Raw genomic sequence first — 18,332 nt, forward strand, 5'->3', positions numbered from 1 at the left:
GCGGAGCGGCCCGGCGAGGGCCGGGGTGCCGCCGTCAGGGTGGGGACGTAACCCGTGTGAACGCCCCGGATGGTGGGACCGTCCGGCATGACTGACGGTGGTTCACGTCGAGACCGGGTCTCGTGAGCTGGCGCGGCGTCAGCTGCCCGGTCGGCGACGGAAGGACTCACCGATGCGCTCTGCCCGCATGCTGCTCGCGACGGCCACGGCCACGGCCGCCCTCGCGATCGCCGCACCCACCGCCTGCGCCGAGGCGATGGGTGACCGGGACCACGACACCACTTCGTACAGCAAGGAGCACCACAAGGACGGGAAGCACCACGAGCCGCGCGGCGGGATGCACACGGGCGGCGGAGCGCTGACCGGGCTGACCGCGGACGACGACTGGAGTCGCGACGAGGACGGCTACGGCGACCACCGCGACGACGAGGGCAAGCACGACGACCACGGCAAGGACGACCACGGCAAGGACTCCTGGAACGGCAAGCACGACCGGCACGACGAGCACGGCAAGGACGGCAAGCACGACAAGCCGCGCGGCGGGATGCACACCGGCGGCGGAGCCCTGGCCGCGGTGAACGCGGACGACGACTGGGACAACGCCGACGGCGAGGACGCCTGGGTCGACAAGCAGGAAGAGGACGCCTACGGCGACAAGCAGGACGAGAACGGCAAGCACGAGGAGAACGGCAAGGAGGAGGAGAACGGCAAGCACGAGGAGGGCAAGCACGACGAGAACGGCAAGCACGACGAGAACGGCAAGCACGACGAGAACGGCAAGCACGAGGAGCACGGCAAGGACGACCACGACAAGGACGACCACGACAAGGGCTCCTGGCACGGCAAGCACGACAAGCCGCACGGTGGCATGCACACCGGTGGCGGCGGGCTGGCCGGCACGCCGGGCGTGACCGCCGGCGGCCTGGCTGTCCTGGCGGTGGCCGGCACCGGCCTGTACGCGCTGCGCCGCCAGCGGGCGTCGCAGGGTGCCGCATGACGGACGCCTGACGCATCAGCCGCCGCGGCCGCCGCACGCCTCTCGCGTCGCGGCGGCCCGGCTCGTCCTCCGCGGGTCGCGCCCGCTGCCGCGCCCGACCCGCCGCCGTGCCCGAATGAGGTGGTATCCGCATGGCAGCCAGCCCTCCCTCCCCGGCCCAGCCTGCCCCCGCACCGAAGCGACGGCGTCTGCGCACCGCCGTGACGGCGATCTGGATCGCGGCCGCGCTCCTGCTCACCGCGCACCTGGTCGCAGGCCGCGGCACCGCGCCGGACGCCGGCGGCCCGCCGCACGCCCCGCCGGCCGTCCCGGCCACCGCACCCGCCGTGCCGGACGTGCCTGCCACCCCGGCGGCGCGGCCGTCCGCCGCGTCCCCGGCCGCCGGCCTGCCGCGTTCCGCGCCGGTCCGCCTGCTCATCCCGAAGATCGCCGTCGACGCGCCCTTCACCGACCTGGCCATCGGCCGGACGGGTCAGCTCGACCCGCCCCCGCCCGACGACACGAACCTGGTCGGCTGGTACGCCAAGGGCCACTCGCCCGGCGAGGCCGGCACCGCGATCATCGCCGGGCACGTGGACACCACCACCTCACCGGCGGTGTTCGCCCGGCTCGGCGAGCTGAAGAAGGGCGACAGGTTCCACGTGAAGCGGGCGGACGGCAGCAGGGCGACCTTCGCCGTCGACCACAAGGAGTCGTTCCGCAAGGACGCCTTCCCCAGCGAGCGCGTCTACGGCGACACCCCCGACGCCCAGGTCCGCCTCATCACCTGCGCCGGCGCCTACGACCACCGGGCCCGGGACTACACCGAGAACCTCGTGGTCTTCGCCCACCTCGTCTGACGTCCGGTCCTCCGCGCCTGACTTGGTGTTTTACAGTGACTGCCACCAGTTCAGGCGACTGTGCGACCTGTGAGGGATGCGCGAACCATGACGACCGAAACGTTTGAGTTCCAGGTAGAGGCCCGTCAGCTGCTGCAGCTGATGATCCACTCGGTCTACTCGAACAAGGATGTCTTCCTGCGCGAGCTCGTCTCCAACGCCTCCGACGCGCTCGACAAACTGCGTCTGGAGAAGCTGCGGGACGACGCGCTCGACGCCGACGTGTCGGACCTGCACATCGAGATCGACGTCGACAGGGAGGCCCGTACCCTCACGGTGCGGGACAACGGCATCGGCATGTCGTACGACGAGGTCGGGCAGCTCATCGGCACCATCGCCAAGTCGGGCACGGCGAGCCTGCTGAAGGAGCTGCGCGAGGCCCAGGACGCGGCCGGGGCCGAAGGGCTGATCGGCCAGTTCGGCGTCGGGTTCTACTCCGGCTTCATGGTGGCGGACGAGGTCACGCTGGTCACCCGCAGGGCCGGGGAGAGCCAGGGCACCCGCTGGAGCTCGCGCGGCGAGGCCACCTACACCCTGGAGCGTGTCGACGACGCCCCGCAGGGCACCTCCGTGACCCTCCACCTCAAGCCCGCCGACCCGGAGAACCAGCTCCACGACTACACCTCCGAGTGGAAGATCCGGGAGATCGTCAAGCGCTACTCGGACTTCATCACCTGGCCGATCCGGATGGTCCCGGCGGCCGGTGAGAAGGACGAGACGCCCGAGCCCGAGACGCTGAACTCGATGAAGGCCCTGTGGGCCCGCTCGCGCGAGGAGGTGTCCGACGACGAGTACCACGAGCTGTACAAGCACATCAGCCACGACTGGCGCGAGCCGCTGGAGACGATCCGGCTCCAGGCGGAGGGCACCTTCGAGTACCAGTCGCTGCTGTTCATCCCCGCGCACGCGCCGCACGACCTGTTCACGCGGGACTTCAAGCGCGGCGTCCAGCTGTACGTGAAGCGCGTCTTCATCATGGACGACTGCGAGGCGCTGCTGCCGCCCTACCTGCGGTTCGTCAAGGGTGTGGTGGACGCTCAGGACCTCTCGCTGAACGTCTCGCGCGAGATCCTCCAGCAGGACCGGCACATCCGGATGATGCAGCGCCGGCTGACGAAGAAGGTGCTGTCCACGGTCAAGGAGATCATGGCCAGGGACGCCGACCGCTACGCCACCCTCTGGCGTGAGTTCGGCACGGTCCTGAAGGAGGGCCTGGTCACCGACTCCGACAACCGCGACGCCCTGCTGGCCGTCGCGTCGTTCACGACCACGCACGGGGACGAGCCGACCACGCTCGCCCGGTACGTGGAGCGGATGAAGGACGGCCAGGAGGACATCTACTACCTCACCGGCGAGTCCCGGCAGAGCATCGAGAACTCCCCGCACATGGAGGCGTTCCGCGCCAAGGGCATCGAGGTCCTGCTGCTCACCGACGCCGTCGACGAGGTGTGGGTCGACGCCGTCGGCGAGTACGAGGGCAAGAAGCTGCGGTCCGTGGCCAAGGGCGAGATCGACCTGGACGCCGAAGGCGCGGAGCAGGCCGGTGAGGAGCGGGAGAAGCAGGCCGAGGAGTACTCCGGTCTGCTCGGCTGGATGCGCGAGCAGCTGGACGAGGAGATCAAGGAGGTGCGCCTGTCGACGCGGCTCACCGTCTCCCCGGCCTGCGTCGTCTCCGACGCGCACGACCTGACCCCGGCCCTGGAGAACATGTACCGGGCCATGGGCCAGGAGGTGCCGCGCACCAAGCGGATCCTGGAGCTCAACCCGGGCCACCCGCTGGTGAAGGGCCTGAACCAGGCCTACCAGGAGAACGCGGACCGCACGGAGCTGGCCGAGTCCGCGGAACTGCTGCACACCCTCGCGGTGCTCGCCGAGGGCGGCCAGCCGAAGGACCCGGCGAAGTTCGTGAAGCTGGTGGCGGACCGCCTGGAGCGCACGCTCTAGCCGTCACGCCGTCACGCCGTCACGCCGTCACGCCGTCTGCCGGGGCGCCGTCGTGGTGTCACGGTAAGGCTGTCCGGGGACGGATCAGTGGTGGTCCGGGGCGTCCGCCGCGCGGGTGCCGGGCGGGGGCGTGCCGGCGCCCGGTGGGACGACCTCGCCCTGGACCACTCGCGGAGCGGGGGCCGTTCCGGCCTCCTCGTCCTTCGCGGCCCGGGCCTCGGCCTTGAGGATGCGGGCCGCCTTGCCGGCCGAGCGCGTCAGCTCGGGGAGCTTCTTGATCCCGATGACGGCTATGACGACGATGAGGATGATCGCGAGCTCGCTCAGTCCGAACATGGTGTCGTGTCCTTTCTCGCCCGGGCCGGGCACGGCGTGAGCGTATCGGCCGGGGAGCGCGGGGTGATCGCCGCCTCGGGACGCGAGGCGAGCAGCTGGCGCAGGTGGGGCAGCACGCCGTGGTCGAGCAGCGCCTGACGCCAGACCCGGCGGGCGTGCTCCACCTGGTCCGGGGCCGGGGGAACCGCGTCGCGGCGCAGGGCCGTGCGCAGCAGGGCGGCCAGGGCGACCAGCCCGGACAGCGCCGCGACGAGCGCCAGGGTCCAGCCGGCCGCGGCGAGGGAGCCGGGCAGCGGGCCGGGTGCGCGGGCCGCCCGCAGGACGCCGCCGACCAGGAGCAGCGCCGCGGCCGAGGTGCCCGCCACGAGCGGGGTGAGCACCGCGAGGGCGGGCAGCAGGCCGCCCGCGCCGCCCGGTGGGGTCTCCCTCCGGGCCGCCCCGCGCAGGGAGAGGTAGACGCGGTACGGCTCGGCGGCGGCCGCCGCGAGGGCGTCGGCCCGGGCGAGGGCGTCGGCGCGCAGGTCCGCAGTGGTCAGACCGCCCGGATCCGCCGCGAGGGCGTCGCGGATGTCCGCGGTGCCGAGCGCCAGGTCCACCGCCGCCGCGAAGTCCGCGCGGTCCTCCGGACGGAGCCGGGGCGGGTGGGTCACAGGGTCTCCTGGTGGGTCGTCGGGCAGGGCACGTGGGGAGGCCGGGCCCCGGCACGTGCCGGGGCCCGGCGGCGCGGGCGTCCGGGTCAGACGCCGACGCCGAAGTCGGAGGCGATCCCGGCCAGCCCGGAGGCGTAGCCCTGGCCGACGGCCCGGAACTTCCACTCGGCGCCGTGCCGGTAGAGCTCGCCGAAGACCATGGCGGTCTCGGTGGAGGCGTCCTCGGACAGGTCGTAGCGGGCGATCTCCTGACCGCCCGCCTGGTTGACCACCCGGATGAAGGCGTTGCGGACCTGCCCGAAGCTCTGGCCCCGGCTCTCGGCGTCGTGGATGGACACGGGGAAGACGATCCGGTCGATGCCGGCCGGCACGGCGGCGAGGTCCACCTTGACGCTCTCGTCGTCGCCCTCGCCCTCGCCGGTGAGGTTGTCACCGGTGTGCTCGACCGAGCCGTCCGGGCTCCTGAGGTTGTTGTAGAAGACGAAGTGCTGGTCCGAGGGGACCTTGCCGGAGGCGTCCAGGAGCAGTGCGGAGGCGTCGAGGTCGTAGTCGGTCCCGGTGGTCGTGCGCACGTCCCAGCCCAGGCCGACCAGGACGGCGGTGAGGCCGGGGGCCTCCTTGCTGAGCGAGACGTTGCCGCCCTTGGACAGGGAAACTCCCACGGGATACTCCTTGTTGCGTGTCGGTGGTGTGCGCCGGGTGAGGTGCGCCCAGCGGTGTGCCTCTGAAATCTACAGCACTGTAGAAGATGGCGGGGCGGGTCCGGCGGATCTATACGATGTCCGCACGGGCAACGCAGGGCGGCGGAAGGGAGGCAGGGCGGTGACGGATCCCCGGCAGCGTCCCAGGCGGGGGCAGGGCGAGCTGGAGGCGCTGGTGCTGTCGGCGCTGCGGGAGGCGGACGGTCCGGCGACGGCCGGCTGGGTACAGGAACGCCTCGGCGGCGACCTCGCGTACACGACGGTGATCACCATCCTGACCCGGCTGCTGGGCAAGGGCGCGGTCACCCGGGAGCGGGTGGGCCGGTCCTTCGCCTGGACGCCCGCCGCCGATCAGGCCGGTCTGGCCGCGCGGAAGATGCGCAAGGTGCTGGACGCCGAGAGCGACCGGGAGGCCGTGCTGGCCAGCTTCCTCACCGGACTCGGGCCGGACGACGAGCGGCTGCTGCGCGAGCTGCTGGAGCAGGCCCACGGCGAGGGGGAAGACTGAAGCCTCATGGGGGTCTTCGTCTTTCTGCCGCTGGTCCTGCCGCTCACGGCCTGGCCGGTCGCGCGCCTCGCCGAGCAGCACCTGCATCCGCGCACCGCGACCCGGCTGCTGACCGCGCTGGCCGTGGTGCTGGCCGTGTGCAGCACGGTGTGCCTCGGGCTGGTGATGGTGGTGGGCACCGCCCAGCTGCCCGGCAACCCGCTGCCCGACGGCTGGTCCGACCCCGAGGTGCGGGCGGCGGTGCCGTACGACGAGGTCGTCGGCAAGGCCGCCATCCCCGCCCTGTGCGCCGTACTGGTGGCCTGCGCCCGGACGCTGGGCCGGCACGCCAGGGTGCGCCGCCGGGCCCACCGCGCGCTGGACGGGCTGCCGGACACGGAGGTGGCCGTCCTGCCCGACGCCGCCCCTTACGCCTATGCGCTGCCGGGCCGGCGGGCCCGCGGGGCGCGGGCCGGCCGTGTCGTGGTGACCACCGCCCTGCTGGACCGGCTGGCGCCGGGCGAGCGCCGGGCCCTGTTCGCCCACGAGCGGGCGCATCTGGCCGGCCGGCACGACCGCTTCCTGCTCGCCGTGCGGCTCGCCGCCCGGGCCAACCCGTTCCTGCGGCCGCTGGGCACCGCCGTGGCGTACACGGCGGAGCGGTGGGCCGACGAGGAGGCGGCCGGGGCGATCGGCAGCCGCCGCACGGTGGCCCGCGCCATCGGCACCGCCGCGCTCGTCTCCCGGGGCACCCCGGCGCCCACGCTCGCGGGCCTCGCCGCACCCGGCCCGGTGCCGCGCCGGGTGGCCGCGCTGCTCGGCCCGGCCCCGGCCGCGCGCACCTGGCCCCCGGTCTTCACCTCGGTCGGGCTGGCGGCGTGGGGCGCGGCGGCCGGGACGGCGGTGTCGGCGCTGTCGTCAGCGAACTCGGCGGTGACGATGGTCTTCATCCTGCACGCGGCGACGCCGCTGTGAGCGTGCTCCGGGGTCAGCCCTCCTCTTCCTCCTCCTCGCCCTCGAAGAAGTCCCCGATCTCGTCGACGACCTCGCCCGCCACCATGCCGCCGGCCACTCCGACGGCCAGTCCGGCCGCGCCCGCGGCGACGGCGGTGCCCACGCCGGGTCGCGATCGGTGGCCGTCGTGGTGGTGTCCCCCGGAGCCGCGGCCGTGGCCGGCCGGGCCGCAGGCGGCGGGGGTGCCGTAGGACGCCCGGTGTTCGACCGACTGGCGGATCCAGCCGTCGACGAGCGCGGGCCAGTCCTGGTGCTCGACCCGGTCGTGGGAGACCGTGAAGCGGGAGAGCGTGTCGTGGCCGGGCGACAGGAAGCCACCGCGCCGGTCCGCCTCCAGCACCACCTCCATGCCGCCGGGGCCGGCCAGGAAGGTCAGCTCGATCTCGTCCACCTGGTGCGCGTACCGGGGTGACGGAACGAGCTCGATCTCCTGGTGGAAAGGCAGCCGCTGGCCCGTGCCGCCGATGCGGCCGTACTCCAGGTCGGCCGAGCGGAAGCCGAACCCGAGCCCGCCGAGCGCCTCCAGGACCGCCTCCTGTGCGGGCAGCGGCGCGACGTTCAGCGGATCCAGGTCGCCCTTGTCCCTGGCGCCCGCCACCGACAGTTCGGTGCGCACACCCAGAAGGACGCCCAGGCTCTGGCCGTGCAGTTCGGTGATCGGTGTCTCCCACGGCACCGTCACGCCGAACGGCACCTCGCGCTCCTCGCCCTCGGCGAGCCGGAAGCCACCGCCGAGGGTGCAGCGGTCGAAGGCGACCACGCCCTCGCTCTCCCCGCCCTCGTGCTCGGCCTCGACGCGGGCCACCAGCTCCAGCGTGATGTGTTCGATCTCGAAGTCGGCGTTGCCGCCCTTGAGCCGGACCCGGCCGGTGAGCGTCCCGCCGGGCCGGACGGGTGCCGGGTCGAGAACCGTGTCGACCGTGGGGCCGCCCACACCGAGCGCGCCGAGCAGTCGTTTGAACACCATGGTGGCGTCCACTCCTTCACAGGGGAGAGCTGTCACAGGGAGGGCCTGCTTTCTTCTACAGGCGTGTAGAAGTCTACCTCTCCCCATGACCCCGTGACCCGGCTCGGCCGAGGACACGGTGGGTGGGCTCATCGGCGGGCGGGCTCGTAGATTGGGGGGAGCGGGCGTCCCGCCCGCGGACCCGAGGAAGCGCCCCTCATGGCAGCGGACATCGACTTCACGGCGTTCTTCGACGCCACCCCGAGCCCGTACCTGGTGCTGGACACGGACCTGGTGATCCACTACGCGAACCAGGCGTATCTGACGGCCACGAACCGCACCAGAGGGCACCTGGTGGGCCGGTACCTCTTCGACGCCCTGCCGGCCAACCCGGGCGCCGGCGGCGACGCGGAACGGAACCTGGAGGAGTCCCTGCGCCGCGTGCTCGCCACCGGCGCCCCGGACATCCTGGTGCTGCAGCGCTACGACATCGCCGCCCCCGGACGGCCCGGCGGCTTCGAGGAGCGCTGGTGGTCCAACACCCACACTCCGATCCCCGCCGCGGACGGCTCGGTGGCGTGGATCGTCCAGCGGTCCGAGGACGTCACCGCCTTCGTCCACTCCAGCCGGGTGCGCCGCCTCACGGAGGAGTTCTCCGAACGGGAGCAGGGCATGGCGGCCGAGCTCTACGTACGGGCCCGTGAGCTGCACCGGCTCAACCGGGAACTGGGCGAGGCCCACGAGCGCGAACGCCGGATCGCCGTCGCCCTCCAGGAAGCGATGCTCCAGGACCGTGACCTGACCCGGCACGACGACAACATCGCCGTGCGCTACCTGCCCGCCACACGGTCGCTCAACGTCTGCGGCGACTGGTACGACGTCGTCGACCTGCCCCCCGACCGCTACGCAGCGGCGGTCGGGGACGTCGTCGGCCACGGTCTGGAGGCCGCGGCCGTGATGGGGATGCTCCGCAGCGCGCTGAGCGCGGCCATCCGGGCCGTCCCGAGCCCCGCCCAGGCCCTGGAGGTGCTCGGCCTGTACGCCCGCTCCGTCGACGGGGCGATGGCGGCCACCGCGGTCAAGGTGCTCGTCGACACCCGCAGCCGGCTGATCGTCTACAGCAACGCGGGACACGTGCCGCCCGTCCTGCTCCACGCCGACGGGACCAGCGAGCTGCTGGACCAGGCCACCGACCCGCCGCTCGGCGCCCGCCCCTACCACGTCCCGCGCCCACAGGCCGGCCTGCCCTACACGCCGGGCGACACCCTCGTGCTCTACACCGACGGGCTCGTCGAACGCCGCGACGAGGACATCGACACCGGCCTGGACCGCCTGGCCACGGCCCTCGCCCGCAACGTCGCCCTCGCTCCCGACCGGCTGGCGGACGCCGTGCTCACCCATCTCGGCGTCACCGGCGGAGCGCCCGACGACATCGCCCTCGTGGTCATCCGGCTGTGACGCCGCCGGCGCTCCGTCGGCCCGCGTCCGGGCGGAACGCCCACGCCATCCCGGGCTCCACCACCCAGCGGAACAGTGGCCGCACCGGCGGGGTGCACAGTGCCGTCACCAGCACAGCGGCGGCGGCCGTCACGACGACCGCGCCCAGCGGACGGTGCACCCACGCCGGGTCGTACCAGCCCCAGAACTTCGATCCCTGGGCCACGAAGCCGTGCAGCAGATAGCCGTACAACGTGCCCGCGCCCAGCGCGGTGAACCATGCGCGGCGCCCCGGCACCCACGCCAGGAAGCACGCCACCAGCACCAGGGAGCAGCCGAAGGTCACCAGGGTCATGACCGGCCCGTACCAGGCGGGCGCGGCCAGTTCCGGGGCGCTGTCCCGGTGGTAGAACCAGGCGCCGCTCATCCGCGGGACCGCCCAGTACGCCACGGCGCCCGCGCAGACGGACACCGGCACGGCGAGGATCCGCACCGCTCGGCGGCGAACCCACCGGAAGTGCTCCGGCCGCAGGAGCAGGCCGAGGACGAAGTACGGCAGGAACTGCAAGGTGCGCTGCAGATCGAGATCGTCACCGATCGACGGCGAGAGTGTCGCGAGCATCGCGACGGCCAGGGCGAGCGGCAGCGGCCACCGCACCCGCTGCCAGAGCGGCGTGGTCAGCCGCCAGATGAACAGGGCCGCCAGGAACCAGGTCAGATACAGGGGGTCCAGCAGGCTGACCGGCCGGTCCGGCTCCTGGTCGGTCCACCGGGTGAACAGGGTGTACGCCGTCTCGAACACGACATAGGGCACCGCGAGGCCGGTCACCAGACGCCGGACGCGCCCCGGGGCGGCGTCGAAGGAGCGCGAGAAGCAGCCGGAGACGACGATGAACGCCGGCATGTGGAAGGCGTACACGAGCAGGTAGAGGGCGCTGACCGTCCGGCTGCCGTCGCGCAGCGGCTCCCAGGCGTGCCCCACGGCCACCAGCACGATGGCCAGGTACTTGGCGTTGTCGAAGTACGCGTCCCGCTGCCCGCCCGGCCGTGCCGCGGGCCGTTCCTCGCGCGCGGTTGCGCCGGTCGGGACCGCACGCAGGCGCAGGGTGTCCTCGCTCACCGGGGCCCCCGCCGGACGTGCGGGAGCCCCGGAGGGGCGCATACGCGTCGTGCCGGGGGTACGGCCCGGGGGTGCCGGTGGGACATCCCCGCCGCCTGACCACTGCGCAGCGGTGTAAACCGCCGGCCCTCGCGGGTGTGGCGCGGATCACGCCGCTCGGGGCGCAGTCAGCGGACATGCTCCCCCGGCTGGAAGCGATCGCCGAAGGGCGTGGACCTCCTTTTCGGCTGACCGCCCGGCCGGAAACGAGCGGCGACCCGTACGCGCGGTGTTCAGGTCCGTGCGTACGGGTCGTCCCGACCGATGGGAAGGCGGTGGTGGCCCGGTCAGGCCGTGGTGCGGCCGCGTGTCAGCGCCTTGCGCAGCAGCGGCCAGGCCAGCAGGACCAGGATCACCGCGTACACGGTCACCGCGAACGGCGTGTCGACCAGCCCCGTGACACTGCCGTCGCTGATCTGCAGGGCGCGGCGCAGCTGTTGCTCGGCGTTCGGGCCGAGGATCACGCCGATGACGGCGGGCAGTACGGGCAGTCCGTAGCGGCGCATGCCGAAGCCGATCAGGCCGATGATCAGCAGGATCACCAGGTCGATCACCTCGCCGCCGACCGCGTACGCGCCGACCGCCGCGAAGAACAGGATCCCGGCGTACAGGTACGGCCGCGGGATGCGCAGCAGCTTCGCCCACACCGGCGCCAGCGGCAGGTTGAGCGCGAGCAGCAGCACCATGCCGACGAAGAGCGAGGCGATCAGGCCCCAGACCAGGTCGGGCTCGCGCTCGAACAGGAGCGGGCCGGGCTGGATGCCGTACTGCTGGAACGCGGCCAGCATCACGGCCGCGACCGCCGTGGTCGGCAGGCCCAGGGTCAGCATCGACACCAGCGTGCCCGCCGCCGAGGCCGACGCCGCCGATTCCGGGCCCGCGACGCCCTCGATGGCGCCCTTGCCCCACTCGTCCTTGTGCTTCGACAGGCGCTTCTCCGTCACGTACGACAGGAAGGTCGGGATCTCCGCGCCGCCCGCCGGGATCGCGCCGAACGGGAACCCGATGAAGGGGCCGCGCAGCCACGACTTCCAGGTGCGCCGGACATCACCGCGCCCCAGCCACGGCCGGCCCACCGGAATCGGTTCGGGCGGCCTGCGCCGCAGGTGCGCCGCGACCCACAGGGCCTCACCGATCGCGAAGAGGCCGACCGCGACGATGACGACGTCGATGCCGTCGGCGAGTTGCAGTGAGCCGAAGGTGAGGCGCTGCTGGCCGGTCATCTGGTCCAGGCCCACCAGCCCCAGCGTGAGGCCGATGAGCAGGGAGGCCATGCCCCGGACCCGGGACGAGCCCAGCACGGACGTCACCGCGATGAACGCCAGCACCATGATGGCGAAGTAGTCCGGCGCGCCGATGTCCACGGCCAGGTCGGCGACCGTCGGCGCGAGCGCCACCAGCAGCAGCGTGCCGACCATGCCGCCCGCGAAGTGCCCGATCGCGGCGGCCGCGAGGGCCTGCGCACCGCGCCCGGACTTCGCCATGGGGTTGCCCTCCATGGCCGCCACCACCGCCGCGCTCTCGCCGGGGGTGTTGAGCAGGATGGACGTGGTCGAGCCGCCGAACATCGCGCCGTAGTAGATGCCGGCGAACATGATGAACGCGCCGGTGGGGTCGAGCCCGTACGTCACCGGCAGCAGCAGCGCGACCGCCATCGCCGGGCCGATGCCCGGCAGCACGCCGATCGCCGTGCCGAGCAGGACGCCGATCGCCGCCCAGAGCAGGTTGATCGGCGTCAGGGCCGTGCCGAAGCCGTCCAGCAGGGAGTTGAGGGCGTTCATGTCACAGCACTCCCATCAGCGGACCACCGGGCAGGGGCACTCCGAGCAGGTTGTTGAAGACGGTGTAGGTGACGAGGGAGAGCCCGGCCGCGATGAGCGGATCGCGGTCGACGCGGCGGCTGCCCAGCGCGAACGCCGCGCCCCAGAAGAGCAGCGCGCCCGCGACGGGGAAACCGAGCGGCTCGATCAGCACGGCCGACCCGAGGAACACCCCGGTCAGCAGCAGCACGGTGCGCCAGTCGGCGGGCTCGGACAGGTCGATGTCCTCGCCGCCCTCGGCCTGGCCCCGGCCGCCGCGCAGCACGTCCACGGCGAGCAGCGCCGCGATCAGCAGCAGGCCGGCCCCGACCACGATCGGCACGGTCCGCGGCCCGACCGGGCCGCGCTGGGCGATGTCGACGTCCATGGTGAGCGCGTCCGTCAGAACGAGCGCGCCGAGCGCCAGCAGCAGGGCGCACACGCCGAGTTCGGAGTGCTCCTTGAGCCACGAGCGCCGGTCGCCGTCCCGCGCGGCGGCAGTGTCGGTGGTCTGCGTCGTCACAGTCCCAGCTCCTTCAGCACCGAAACCACGCGCTTGTCCTCGGCGTCGAGGAACGCGCCGAACTCCTCGCCCGTGAGGAAGGCGTCGTCCCAGCCGTTCTGCTCCATGGCCTTGCGCCACTCGTCGGAGTCGTGGAGTTCCTCGATCAGCCGCACGAGCTTGTCCCGCTCGCCGTCCGTCAGGCCGGGCGGGGCGACGATGCCGCGCCAGTTGGTGAAGTTCACGTCGTACCCCGCCTCCTTCAGCGTGGGCGCGTCCAGCCCCTCCACGCGCTCGGGGCCGGTGACCGCGAGGAGGCGCAGCTCGCCCGCCTTGATCTGGTCGAGGTACTCGCCGACGCCGGAGACGCCGAAGGCCACCTTGCTGCCGAGGATGGAGGCGAGCAGCTCGCCGCCGCCGTCGAAGGGGATGTAGTTGACCTGCTTCGGGGGGATCCCGGCGGCCCGCGCCATCAGCATCGGCGCGAGGTGGTCGGGCCCGCCGGGCGAGGAGCCGCCGCCCACCGGCAGCTTGCCCGGGTTCTCCTTCCAGGCGCCGATCAGGTCGCCGATCGTCTTGTACGGCGAGTCCTTCGCGACCACGACGACGTCCTGCTCCTCGGTGAGCCGGGCGATGGGCGTGGTGTCGCCGAGCGTCTTCGGGGCGTCGTTGGAGCGGACGGCGCCCACGACTCCGAGGCCCATGGACATGGCGAGCTTGCCGTTGCCGTGCTCGCTCACCAGCCGGCTCAGGCCCACGGTGCCGCCGGCGCCGGGCAGGTTGAACACCTCGATGCCGTGGGTCAGTCCGGCGTCCTCGGCGTTCTTCGCGGCGGTGCGGGCGGTGATGTCGTAACCGCCGCCGGGCGTGTTGGGGACCATGAAACGCAGGCCCGGGATCTGTGTGCCGGTCTCGGAGCCGCTGCCGGAGGTCAGCAGCGGCGGTCCGACGAGCACGAGCACGGCGGCCCCGAGCAGGGCGAGGGGGGTGCGCAGGCGCACGAGTGCCACCACCTGTCGGTACGTCGTTGCGGGTAGGTCGATGCCCTGTGGGGGAGGGTGATGCGGGCCACATGGTGCCCGGACGCCGACGAGGTGTCTCGCTTGCGGAATCAACGGAGGTTGTGGTCATTACGGTCACGAGGGGGGCGGCCGCCCCCGTGCGTCGTCGCAAAGACGGCGGAGCCCCGGCGCGCACGCGCCGGGGCTCCGCCAGTCCGCGCCGGCTAATCCGTGTGGACCTCCAGGGCGGCCCGCACGGCGGACTCCAGGGCCCCCTCGATCCACGCCGGCTTGACCGACGTGTGGTCCCCGGCGAAGTGCAACGGCCCCTCGGCCGCCGGGATCGCGGGCAGCAGTTCCGTGTGCTGTCCGGGCAGCAGCACGGACGCCTCCCCGTAGGCGTACGGGTCGCGCAGCCAGCTCTGGGTGCGGCCCGCGCCGGTGTAGAACACCTCGATGCGGTTGCCGTAGACCTGCTGCAGGCCGCACAGCGCGTGCGGGTAGCGTGCCTCGTCGTCCAGGGAGTCCCAGCGCAGGGCGTCGTCCGCCCAGCTGTAGGAGGCCAGGAGTACGCCCCCCGCGCTGCCCGGGACCGGGTGCGAGGGGTTGAACATGAAGCGGTTGGCGTTGTCCGACACCGAGCCGCCGCCCACCACACCGGCCGCCTCCGGCTGGTCGCGGCCGATCGCGCGGTTGGCCGCGTAGTGGGTGCGCTGGGCCGCCGTGATGTGCCCGTCCGGCACGGAGGGATGGCTGCCGAGCAGGCTGCCGTCCGCCGGGGCCCGGCCGGTGCGGTACGCCTCGTACAGGCCCGGCTTCACGGCGTTCAGTTCGCGCTTCCAGTCGTCCTCGTCGAACTCCCACCAGCGGCGGCTGAATTCGAGCAGCACCTTGGTCGCGCTGTCGTAGTGCAGCTCCCAGACCGCGCGGCGCTTGCGGTACGACAGGGGCGGGTCGATCTGCACATGGCGCAGTCCGGAGAACGGCACCGTGACCACGGCGACGTCGGCGGTGAACTGTTCGCGGACGACCGGGCCGTCGCGGCCCTCGGACACGGTGTCCACCCACACGTGCGGGCCCTTGCGCCGTACGTGCCCGCCCTCCGGCGAGGGGCGGTCGGGGTGGTGGTACTGGATGCGTGTCACCCGGCGGTCGAACCGCACCTCCTCGCGCACCCGTTCCAGCAGCGCGTCCGGCAGGACGGCCGTGCCGCCCTCCAGTTCGTAGAAGGGCGTGTCGGGGCTGATGAGGGAGGAGCCGATGAAGCTGTGGATGAAGGACAGGGGCAGGCGCGAGGTGAGGTTCTCCAGGGTGCCGATCAGGTCGACGGTGCGCTCGTCGAGACCGGCGTGCTCGGTGAGGAAGCGGAACATCGACCAGTCGCCGAACCGCTGCACCACGCGGGCCCAGCCCCGCAGTTGTTCGGGCAGGGGCTTGCCGACGCGCTTGCCGTCCGGGCCGACGCGGCTGAACTCGTCGCGCACCGGGTCGAGGGCGGCGCGCAGGATGGCGGCCGCCGGGGTGTCCCAGTGGGCCTTGGGTACGCCGAAGGAGCGGTTCACGCGCCGGGGCGAGCGGGCGTAGTCGGCGCGCCGCACCCGGATGCCGTTGACGTGGATCCAGGTGCGCGCGGCGGGGCGTCCCTCCTCGTCCACGTCGACGTAGTGGAAGCGCCGCTTCTTCAGGTCGAGCTGGTCGATGAGCTGCATGACCAGCGGGTGGCTGCCGGGAATGCGCATCGCGCCCGCCTCGGCGTACTGACGGGGGTCGGCGAACGGCTGCGCGGCGCCTTCGTGCCCGCCCTTGCGGAAGGTCTTGACGCGCCCGCCCGCCCGGTTGCCGTTGGCCTCCAGGACCGTCACCCGGTGCCCGGCACGCTTCAGCAGCCAGGCGGCGACCAGCCCCGCCGGGCCGGCGCCGACGACGAGGACGTCCTTGGGGCGGGTCCTGCGGGCCGGCAGCCCGTCCCGCAGGACGCGCCGGTAACGCGGCACGAGGGGGCGGTCGTCGGAGTCGAGGACGAGCAGGGCGCGGGCGACGTCGAGGCACCGGTCGAGGTCGGCGCCGCGGGCGCCACCGGGGGCGGGTGGCGCGGCAGGCGCGGGAAGCGCCGTGGCGGTGCCGCCGGTCAGGGCCGTCGCGACGGTGGCCGTGCCGGCCACCGTCGCGAAACTCCGCCGGGACAAGCCGCCGTCGGGACGCACCACCGCGTGATCATCAGTCATGGCGATCTTTGTAGCGGCCGCCGCGACGGGGCGCCGCGCTTCGCCCACAGCTTGCCTCCAAGGAGCGAATCCGGGGCAAAACCCGCACGTCACGGGAGACACCGCGTTCTCGGTGGCTCGGTGAACCCGAAGGAATGAATGCGCGACGGAACCGCGCTCACCACCCGGCACCGGCCCCCAGACTTCGACATGCGTACTCACACCCGCGCTCTTTGCCCATCCGCGCGCCGCACGCGCACGGCGGCGCCGACCGGCGCACGGGGAGGGCCGGGGCGACGGAGGGGGAAGAGTGGCGCAGCGGCGCACTTCGTTCGGTGACCGGGCCCGCTACTGGTTCGACAGCACGCTGGCCCGCGGTGCCTCCGCCCTCGTCGGGTGGATGGCGCTGCTGTGCCTGGCCGTCGTCGTCCCGGCCAGCGCGGTGGTGGTGTGGACCGACCCGCACGCGCCCCGGTCCCTGCCGGACCGGCTGGCGCAGGTGTGGCACCTGACGGGCGAGACGCTGCGGCTGGGCGGCGCCACCGGCACGCCGCTGCGCGTGACGATGTCGGTGTTGCTCGCCCTGGTGGCCCTGCTGTACGTCTCGACGCTGGTCGGCCTGATCACCACCGCCCTCACGGAACGGCTCACCGCGTTGCGGCGGGGCCGCTCGACCGTGCTCGAACAGGGCCACGTCGTGGTCCTGGGATGGTCGGAGCAGGTCTTCACGGTGGTCGGGGAACTGGTCGCGGCCAACGCCAACCAGCGGCGCGCGGCGGTGGTGGTGCTGGCCGACCGCGACAAGACCGCCATGGAGGAGGCCCTCGGCACCAAGGTCGGGCCCGTCGGCCGTACCCGGCTGATCTGCCGCAGCGGCCCCACCACCGACCCGGCCGTACTGACCCTCACCAGTCCCGCGACGGCCGGTGTCGTGCTCGTGCTGCCCCGGGACGAGCCCGACGCCGACGCCGAGGTCGTCAAGACGCTGCTGGCGCTCCGGGCGGCGCTGGCCGGTACGCAGAGCCGGCCGCCCGTCGTCGCGGCCGTCCGGGACGACCGGTACCGGCTGGCCGCGTGCCTTGCCGCCGGGCCGGGCGGAGTCGTCCTGGAGAGCGACACCGTCACGGCCCGGCTGATCGTGCAGGCGGCCCGGCGTCCCGGCCTGTCCCTGGTCCACCGGGAGCTCCTCGACTTCGCCGGCGACGAGTTCTACCTGGTCGGCGAAGCGTCCCTGGCCGGCCGCACGTTCGGCGAGGCACTGCTGTCCTATCCGACGTCCAGCGTGGTCGGACTGGTGCGCGGCGACACCCCGCTGCTCGCCCCACCGTCGCACACCACCATCACCGCGGACGACCTGCTCATCGTCGTCTCCCGGGACGACGACACGGCCTGGCCGGGCCCGTGCGGGCAGTGGGTCGAGAAGGCGGTGACGGTGTCCGGGCCGCCCACGCCGGCGCGGCCGGAGCGGGTCCTGGTGCTGGGCTGGAACCGCAGGGCGCCGCTCATGGTCGACCAGCTGCGCCGCCGCGCCCTGCCCGGGTCGGTCGTCGACGTGGTCGCCGACCGCGGCGAGGAGACGGCCCGTCAGGTGCGCGAGTCCGGCTCGCGCCACGGCCCCGGGCCGGTCCTGACCTTCCACCCGGGGGACGTCACCCGCCCCGAGACCCTGGAGCGTCTGGACGTGCACTCCTACGACAGCGTCATCGTCCTCGGTCAGGACCCCGCCCCCGGACAGCCGGAGGACCACCCCGACAACCGCACGCTCGTCACGCTCCTGCTGCTGCGCCGGCTGGAGGAGACCACCGGGCGGGAACTGCCGGTCGTCACCGAGCTGGTCGACGACCGCAACCGGGCCCTGGCTCCCATCAGCCCGGGCGCCGACGTCATCATCAGCGGCAAGCTCATCGGCCTGCTCATGGCGCAGATCTCCCAGAACCGGCACCTGGCAGCGGTCTTCGAGGAACTGTTCTCCGCCGACGGCACGGGCATCCGCCTGCGGCCCGCGGGCGACTACGTGCTGCCCGGGTGCGAGACGGCCTTCGCCACCGTCGTGGCGGCGGCACGAGAACGAGGCGAGTGCGCCATCGGCTACCGCAGCCGGGACGAGGCGTCGGCGGGCCCCGGCCACGGCGTGCGCATCAACCCGCCCAAGGCCGAGCGGCGCCGCTGGACGGACGGCGACGAGGTCGTCGTCGTCGGCCGGGACTGACCTCCCGCGCGCACGGCCGAATCGGCCCTTGTGCCCGCCATCCGCCTGGAAAAACAAAGCAATTTCGC

The 18,332-nt window shown here is 73.1% G+C and carries 16 protein-coding genes; 7 read left to right on the forward strand and 9 right to left on the reverse strand.

Translation table 11 applies throughout. From position 1 onward, the window contains the following. Positions 1-172: 172 nt before the first annotated feature. The 3 genes from ACIGAQ_RS25730 (at position 173) to htpG (ending at position 3,819) form a co-directional block, all read left to right on the forward strand. A complete protein-coding gene (locus tag ACIGAQ_RS25730; protein WP_399786547.1) occupies positions 173-997 on the forward strand; it encodes a hypothetical protein in 825 nt (274 codons plus the stop codon). Between the two features lie 131 nt (positions 998-1,128). Next, the gene (locus ACIGAQ_RS25735; RefSeq protein WP_399786550.1) at positions 1,129-1,836 is read left to right on the forward strand and encodes a class F sortase; all 708 of its coding nucleotides are present in this window, start codon (positions 1,129-1,131) and stop codon (positions 1,834-1,836) included. Between the two features lie 87 nt (positions 1,837-1,923). Further along, positions 1,924-3,819, forward strand: a complete 1,896-nt coding sequence (gene htpG, locus ACIGAQ_RS25740; RefSeq protein ID WP_399786553.1) for a molecular chaperone HtpG — start codon at positions 1,924-1,926, stop codon at positions 3,817-3,819. Between the two features lie 84 nt (positions 3,820-3,903). Here htpG and ACIGAQ_RS25745 read toward each other — a convergent pair whose 3' ends face one another. From ACIGAQ_RS25745 to ACIGAQ_RS25755, 3 genes are all read right to left on the reverse strand, one after another. Further along, complete coding sequence (locus tag ACIGAQ_RS25745) at positions 3,904-4,155, reverse strand: twin-arginine translocase TatA/TatE family subunit (protein ID WP_311681866.1); 252 nt, start codon at positions 4,153-4,155, stop codon at positions 3,904-3,906. Continuing rightward, positions 4,143-4,805: a hypothetical protein gene (locus tag ACIGAQ_RS25750; protein WP_399786556.1), complete on the reverse strand. Its 663-nt coding sequence runs from the start codon at positions 4,803-4,805 to the stop codon at positions 4,143-4,145. Before ACIGAQ_RS25750 ends, ACIGAQ_RS25745 begins: the two co-directional genes overlap by 13 nt. An 86-nt stretch (positions 4,806-4,891) precedes the next feature. Next, positions 4,892-5,467: a TerD family protein gene (locus ACIGAQ_RS25755; RefSeq protein ID WP_399786559.1), complete on the reverse strand. Its 576-nt coding sequence runs from the start codon at positions 5,465-5,467 to the stop codon at positions 4,892-4,894. A 160-nt stretch (positions 5,468-5,627) separates the two neighbouring features. Here ACIGAQ_RS25755 and ACIGAQ_RS25760 point away from each other — a divergent pair, with 160 nt between their 5' ends. After that, the gene (locus ACIGAQ_RS25760) at positions 5,628-6,014 is read left to right on the forward strand and encodes a BlaI/MecI/CopY family transcriptional regulator (RefSeq protein WP_311681862.1); all 387 of its coding nucleotides are present in this window, start codon (positions 5,628-5,630) and stop codon (positions 6,012-6,014) included. A gap of 6 nt (positions 6,015-6,020) precedes the next feature. Beyond that, positions 6,021-6,968: a M56 family metallopeptidase gene (locus tag ACIGAQ_RS25765; protein WP_399786562.1), complete on the forward strand. Its 948-nt coding sequence runs from the start codon at positions 6,021-6,023 to the stop codon at positions 6,966-6,968. A gap of 13 nt (positions 6,969-6,981) precedes the next feature. Here the strand turns inward: ACIGAQ_RS25765 and ACIGAQ_RS25770 are convergent, their stop codons facing one another. Then, positions 6,982-7,974 carry a sporulation protein gene (locus ACIGAQ_RS25770; protein WP_399786565.1) on the reverse strand — a complete coding sequence of 331 codons (993 nt, stop codon included), beginning with the start codon at positions 7,972-7,974 and terminating at the stop codon, positions 6,982-6,984. Between the two features lie 198 nt (positions 7,975-8,172). Between ACIGAQ_RS25770 and ACIGAQ_RS25775 the strand changes: the two genes are divergently transcribed. Beyond that, complete coding sequence (locus ACIGAQ_RS25775) at positions 8,173-9,411, forward strand: PP2C family protein-serine/threonine phosphatase (RefSeq protein ID WP_399786568.1); 1,239 nt, start codon at positions 8,173-8,175, stop codon at positions 9,409-9,411. Here the strand turns inward: ACIGAQ_RS25775 and ACIGAQ_RS25780 are convergent. The 5 genes from ACIGAQ_RS25780 to ACIGAQ_RS25800 form a co-directional block, all read right to left on the reverse strand. Next, on the reverse strand, positions 9,398-10,552 hold the full coding sequence (locus tag ACIGAQ_RS25780; protein ID WP_399786570.1) for an acyltransferase family protein: 1,155 nt from the start codon (positions 10,550-10,552) through the stop codon (positions 9,398-9,400). The two genes, ACIGAQ_RS25775 and ACIGAQ_RS25780, sit on opposite strands and share 14 nt — an antisense overlap. 284 nt (positions 10,553-10,836) lie before the next feature. Continuing rightward, positions 10,837-12,330, reverse strand: a complete 1,494-nt coding sequence (locus ACIGAQ_RS25785) for a tripartite tricarboxylate transporter permease (protein ID WP_362287327.1) — start codon at positions 12,328-12,330, stop codon at positions 10,837-10,839. 1 nt (position 12,331) lies between these two features. Further along, positions 12,332-12,871, reverse strand: a complete 540-nt coding sequence (locus ACIGAQ_RS25790) for a tripartite tricarboxylate transporter TctB family protein (RefSeq protein WP_399786573.1) — start codon at positions 12,869-12,871, stop codon at positions 12,332-12,334. Next, a complete protein-coding gene (locus ACIGAQ_RS25795; RefSeq protein ID WP_311682302.1) occupies positions 12,868-13,851 on the reverse strand; it encodes a tripartite tricarboxylate transporter substrate binding protein in 984 nt (327 codons plus the stop codon). The genes ACIGAQ_RS25790 and ACIGAQ_RS25795 overlap by 4 nt, the downstream gene beginning before the upstream one ends. Positions 13,852-14,075: 224 nt before the next feature. After that, a complete protein-coding gene (locus ACIGAQ_RS25800; RefSeq protein ID WP_399786576.1) occupies positions 14,076-16,076 on the reverse strand; it encodes a flavin monoamine oxidase family protein in 2,001 nt (666 codons plus the stop codon). A 289-nt stretch (positions 16,077-16,365) separates the two neighbouring features. On the opposite strand from ACIGAQ_RS25800, the gene ACIGAQ_RS25805 reads away from it, so the two are divergent. After that, positions 16,366-18,264 carry an NAD-binding lipoprotein gene (locus ACIGAQ_RS25805; protein ID WP_399786579.1) on the forward strand — a complete coding sequence of 633 codons (1,899 nt, stop codon included), beginning with the start codon at positions 16,366-16,368 and terminating at the stop codon, positions 18,262-18,264. Positions 18,265-18,332: the final 68 nt, after the last annotated feature.

Origin of the sequence: Streptomyces sp. NPDC085932, from assembly GCF_044540525.1 — a bacterium.
GTDB classification, from domain to species: Bacteria; Actinomycetota; Actinomycetes; order Streptomycetales; family Streptomycetaceae; genus Streptomyces; species Streptomyces levis.

Excerpts from the sequence above, each read along its gene's own strand:
- ACIGAQ_RS25730 (WP_399786547.1), top strand. The coding sequence starts at position 173 with ATGCGCTCTGCCCGCATGCTGCTCGCGACGGCCACGGCCACGGCCGCC.
- ACIGAQ_RS25735 (WP_399786550.1), top strand. The coding sequence starts at position 1,129 with ATGGCAGCCAGCCCTCCCTCCCCGGCCCAGCCTGCCCCCGCACCGAAG.
- htpG (WP_399786553.1), top strand. The coding sequence starts at position 1,924 with ATGACGACCGAAACGTTTGAGTTCCAGGTAGAGGCCCGTCAGCTGCTG.
- ACIGAQ_RS25745 (WP_311681866.1), bottom strand. The coding sequence starts at position 4,155 with ATGTTCGGACTGAGCGAGCTCGCGATCATCCTCATCGTCGTCATAGCC.
- ACIGAQ_RS25765 (WP_399786562.1), top strand. The coding sequence starts at position 6,021 with ATGGGGGTCTTCGTCTTTCTGCCGCTGGTCCTGCCGCTCACGGCCTGG.
- ACIGAQ_RS25770 (WP_399786565.1), bottom strand. The coding sequence starts at position 7,974 with ATGGTGTTCAAACGACTGCTCGGCGCGCTCGGTGTGGGCGGCCCCACG.
- ACIGAQ_RS25775 (WP_399786568.1), top strand. The coding sequence starts at position 8,173 with ATGGCAGCGGACATCGACTTCACGGCGTTCTTCGACGCCACCCCGAGC.
- ACIGAQ_RS25780 (WP_399786570.1), bottom strand. The coding sequence starts at position 10,552 with ATGCGCCCCTCCGGGGCTCCCGCACGTCCGGCGGGGGCCCCGGTGAGC.
- ACIGAQ_RS25785 (WP_362287327.1), bottom strand. The coding sequence starts at position 12,330 with ATGAACGCCCTCAACTCCCTGCTGGACGGCTTCGGCACGGCCCTGACG.
- ACIGAQ_RS25800 (WP_399786576.1), bottom strand. The coding sequence starts at position 16,076 with ATGACTGATGATCACGCGGTGGTGCGTCCCGACGGCGGCTTGTCCCGG.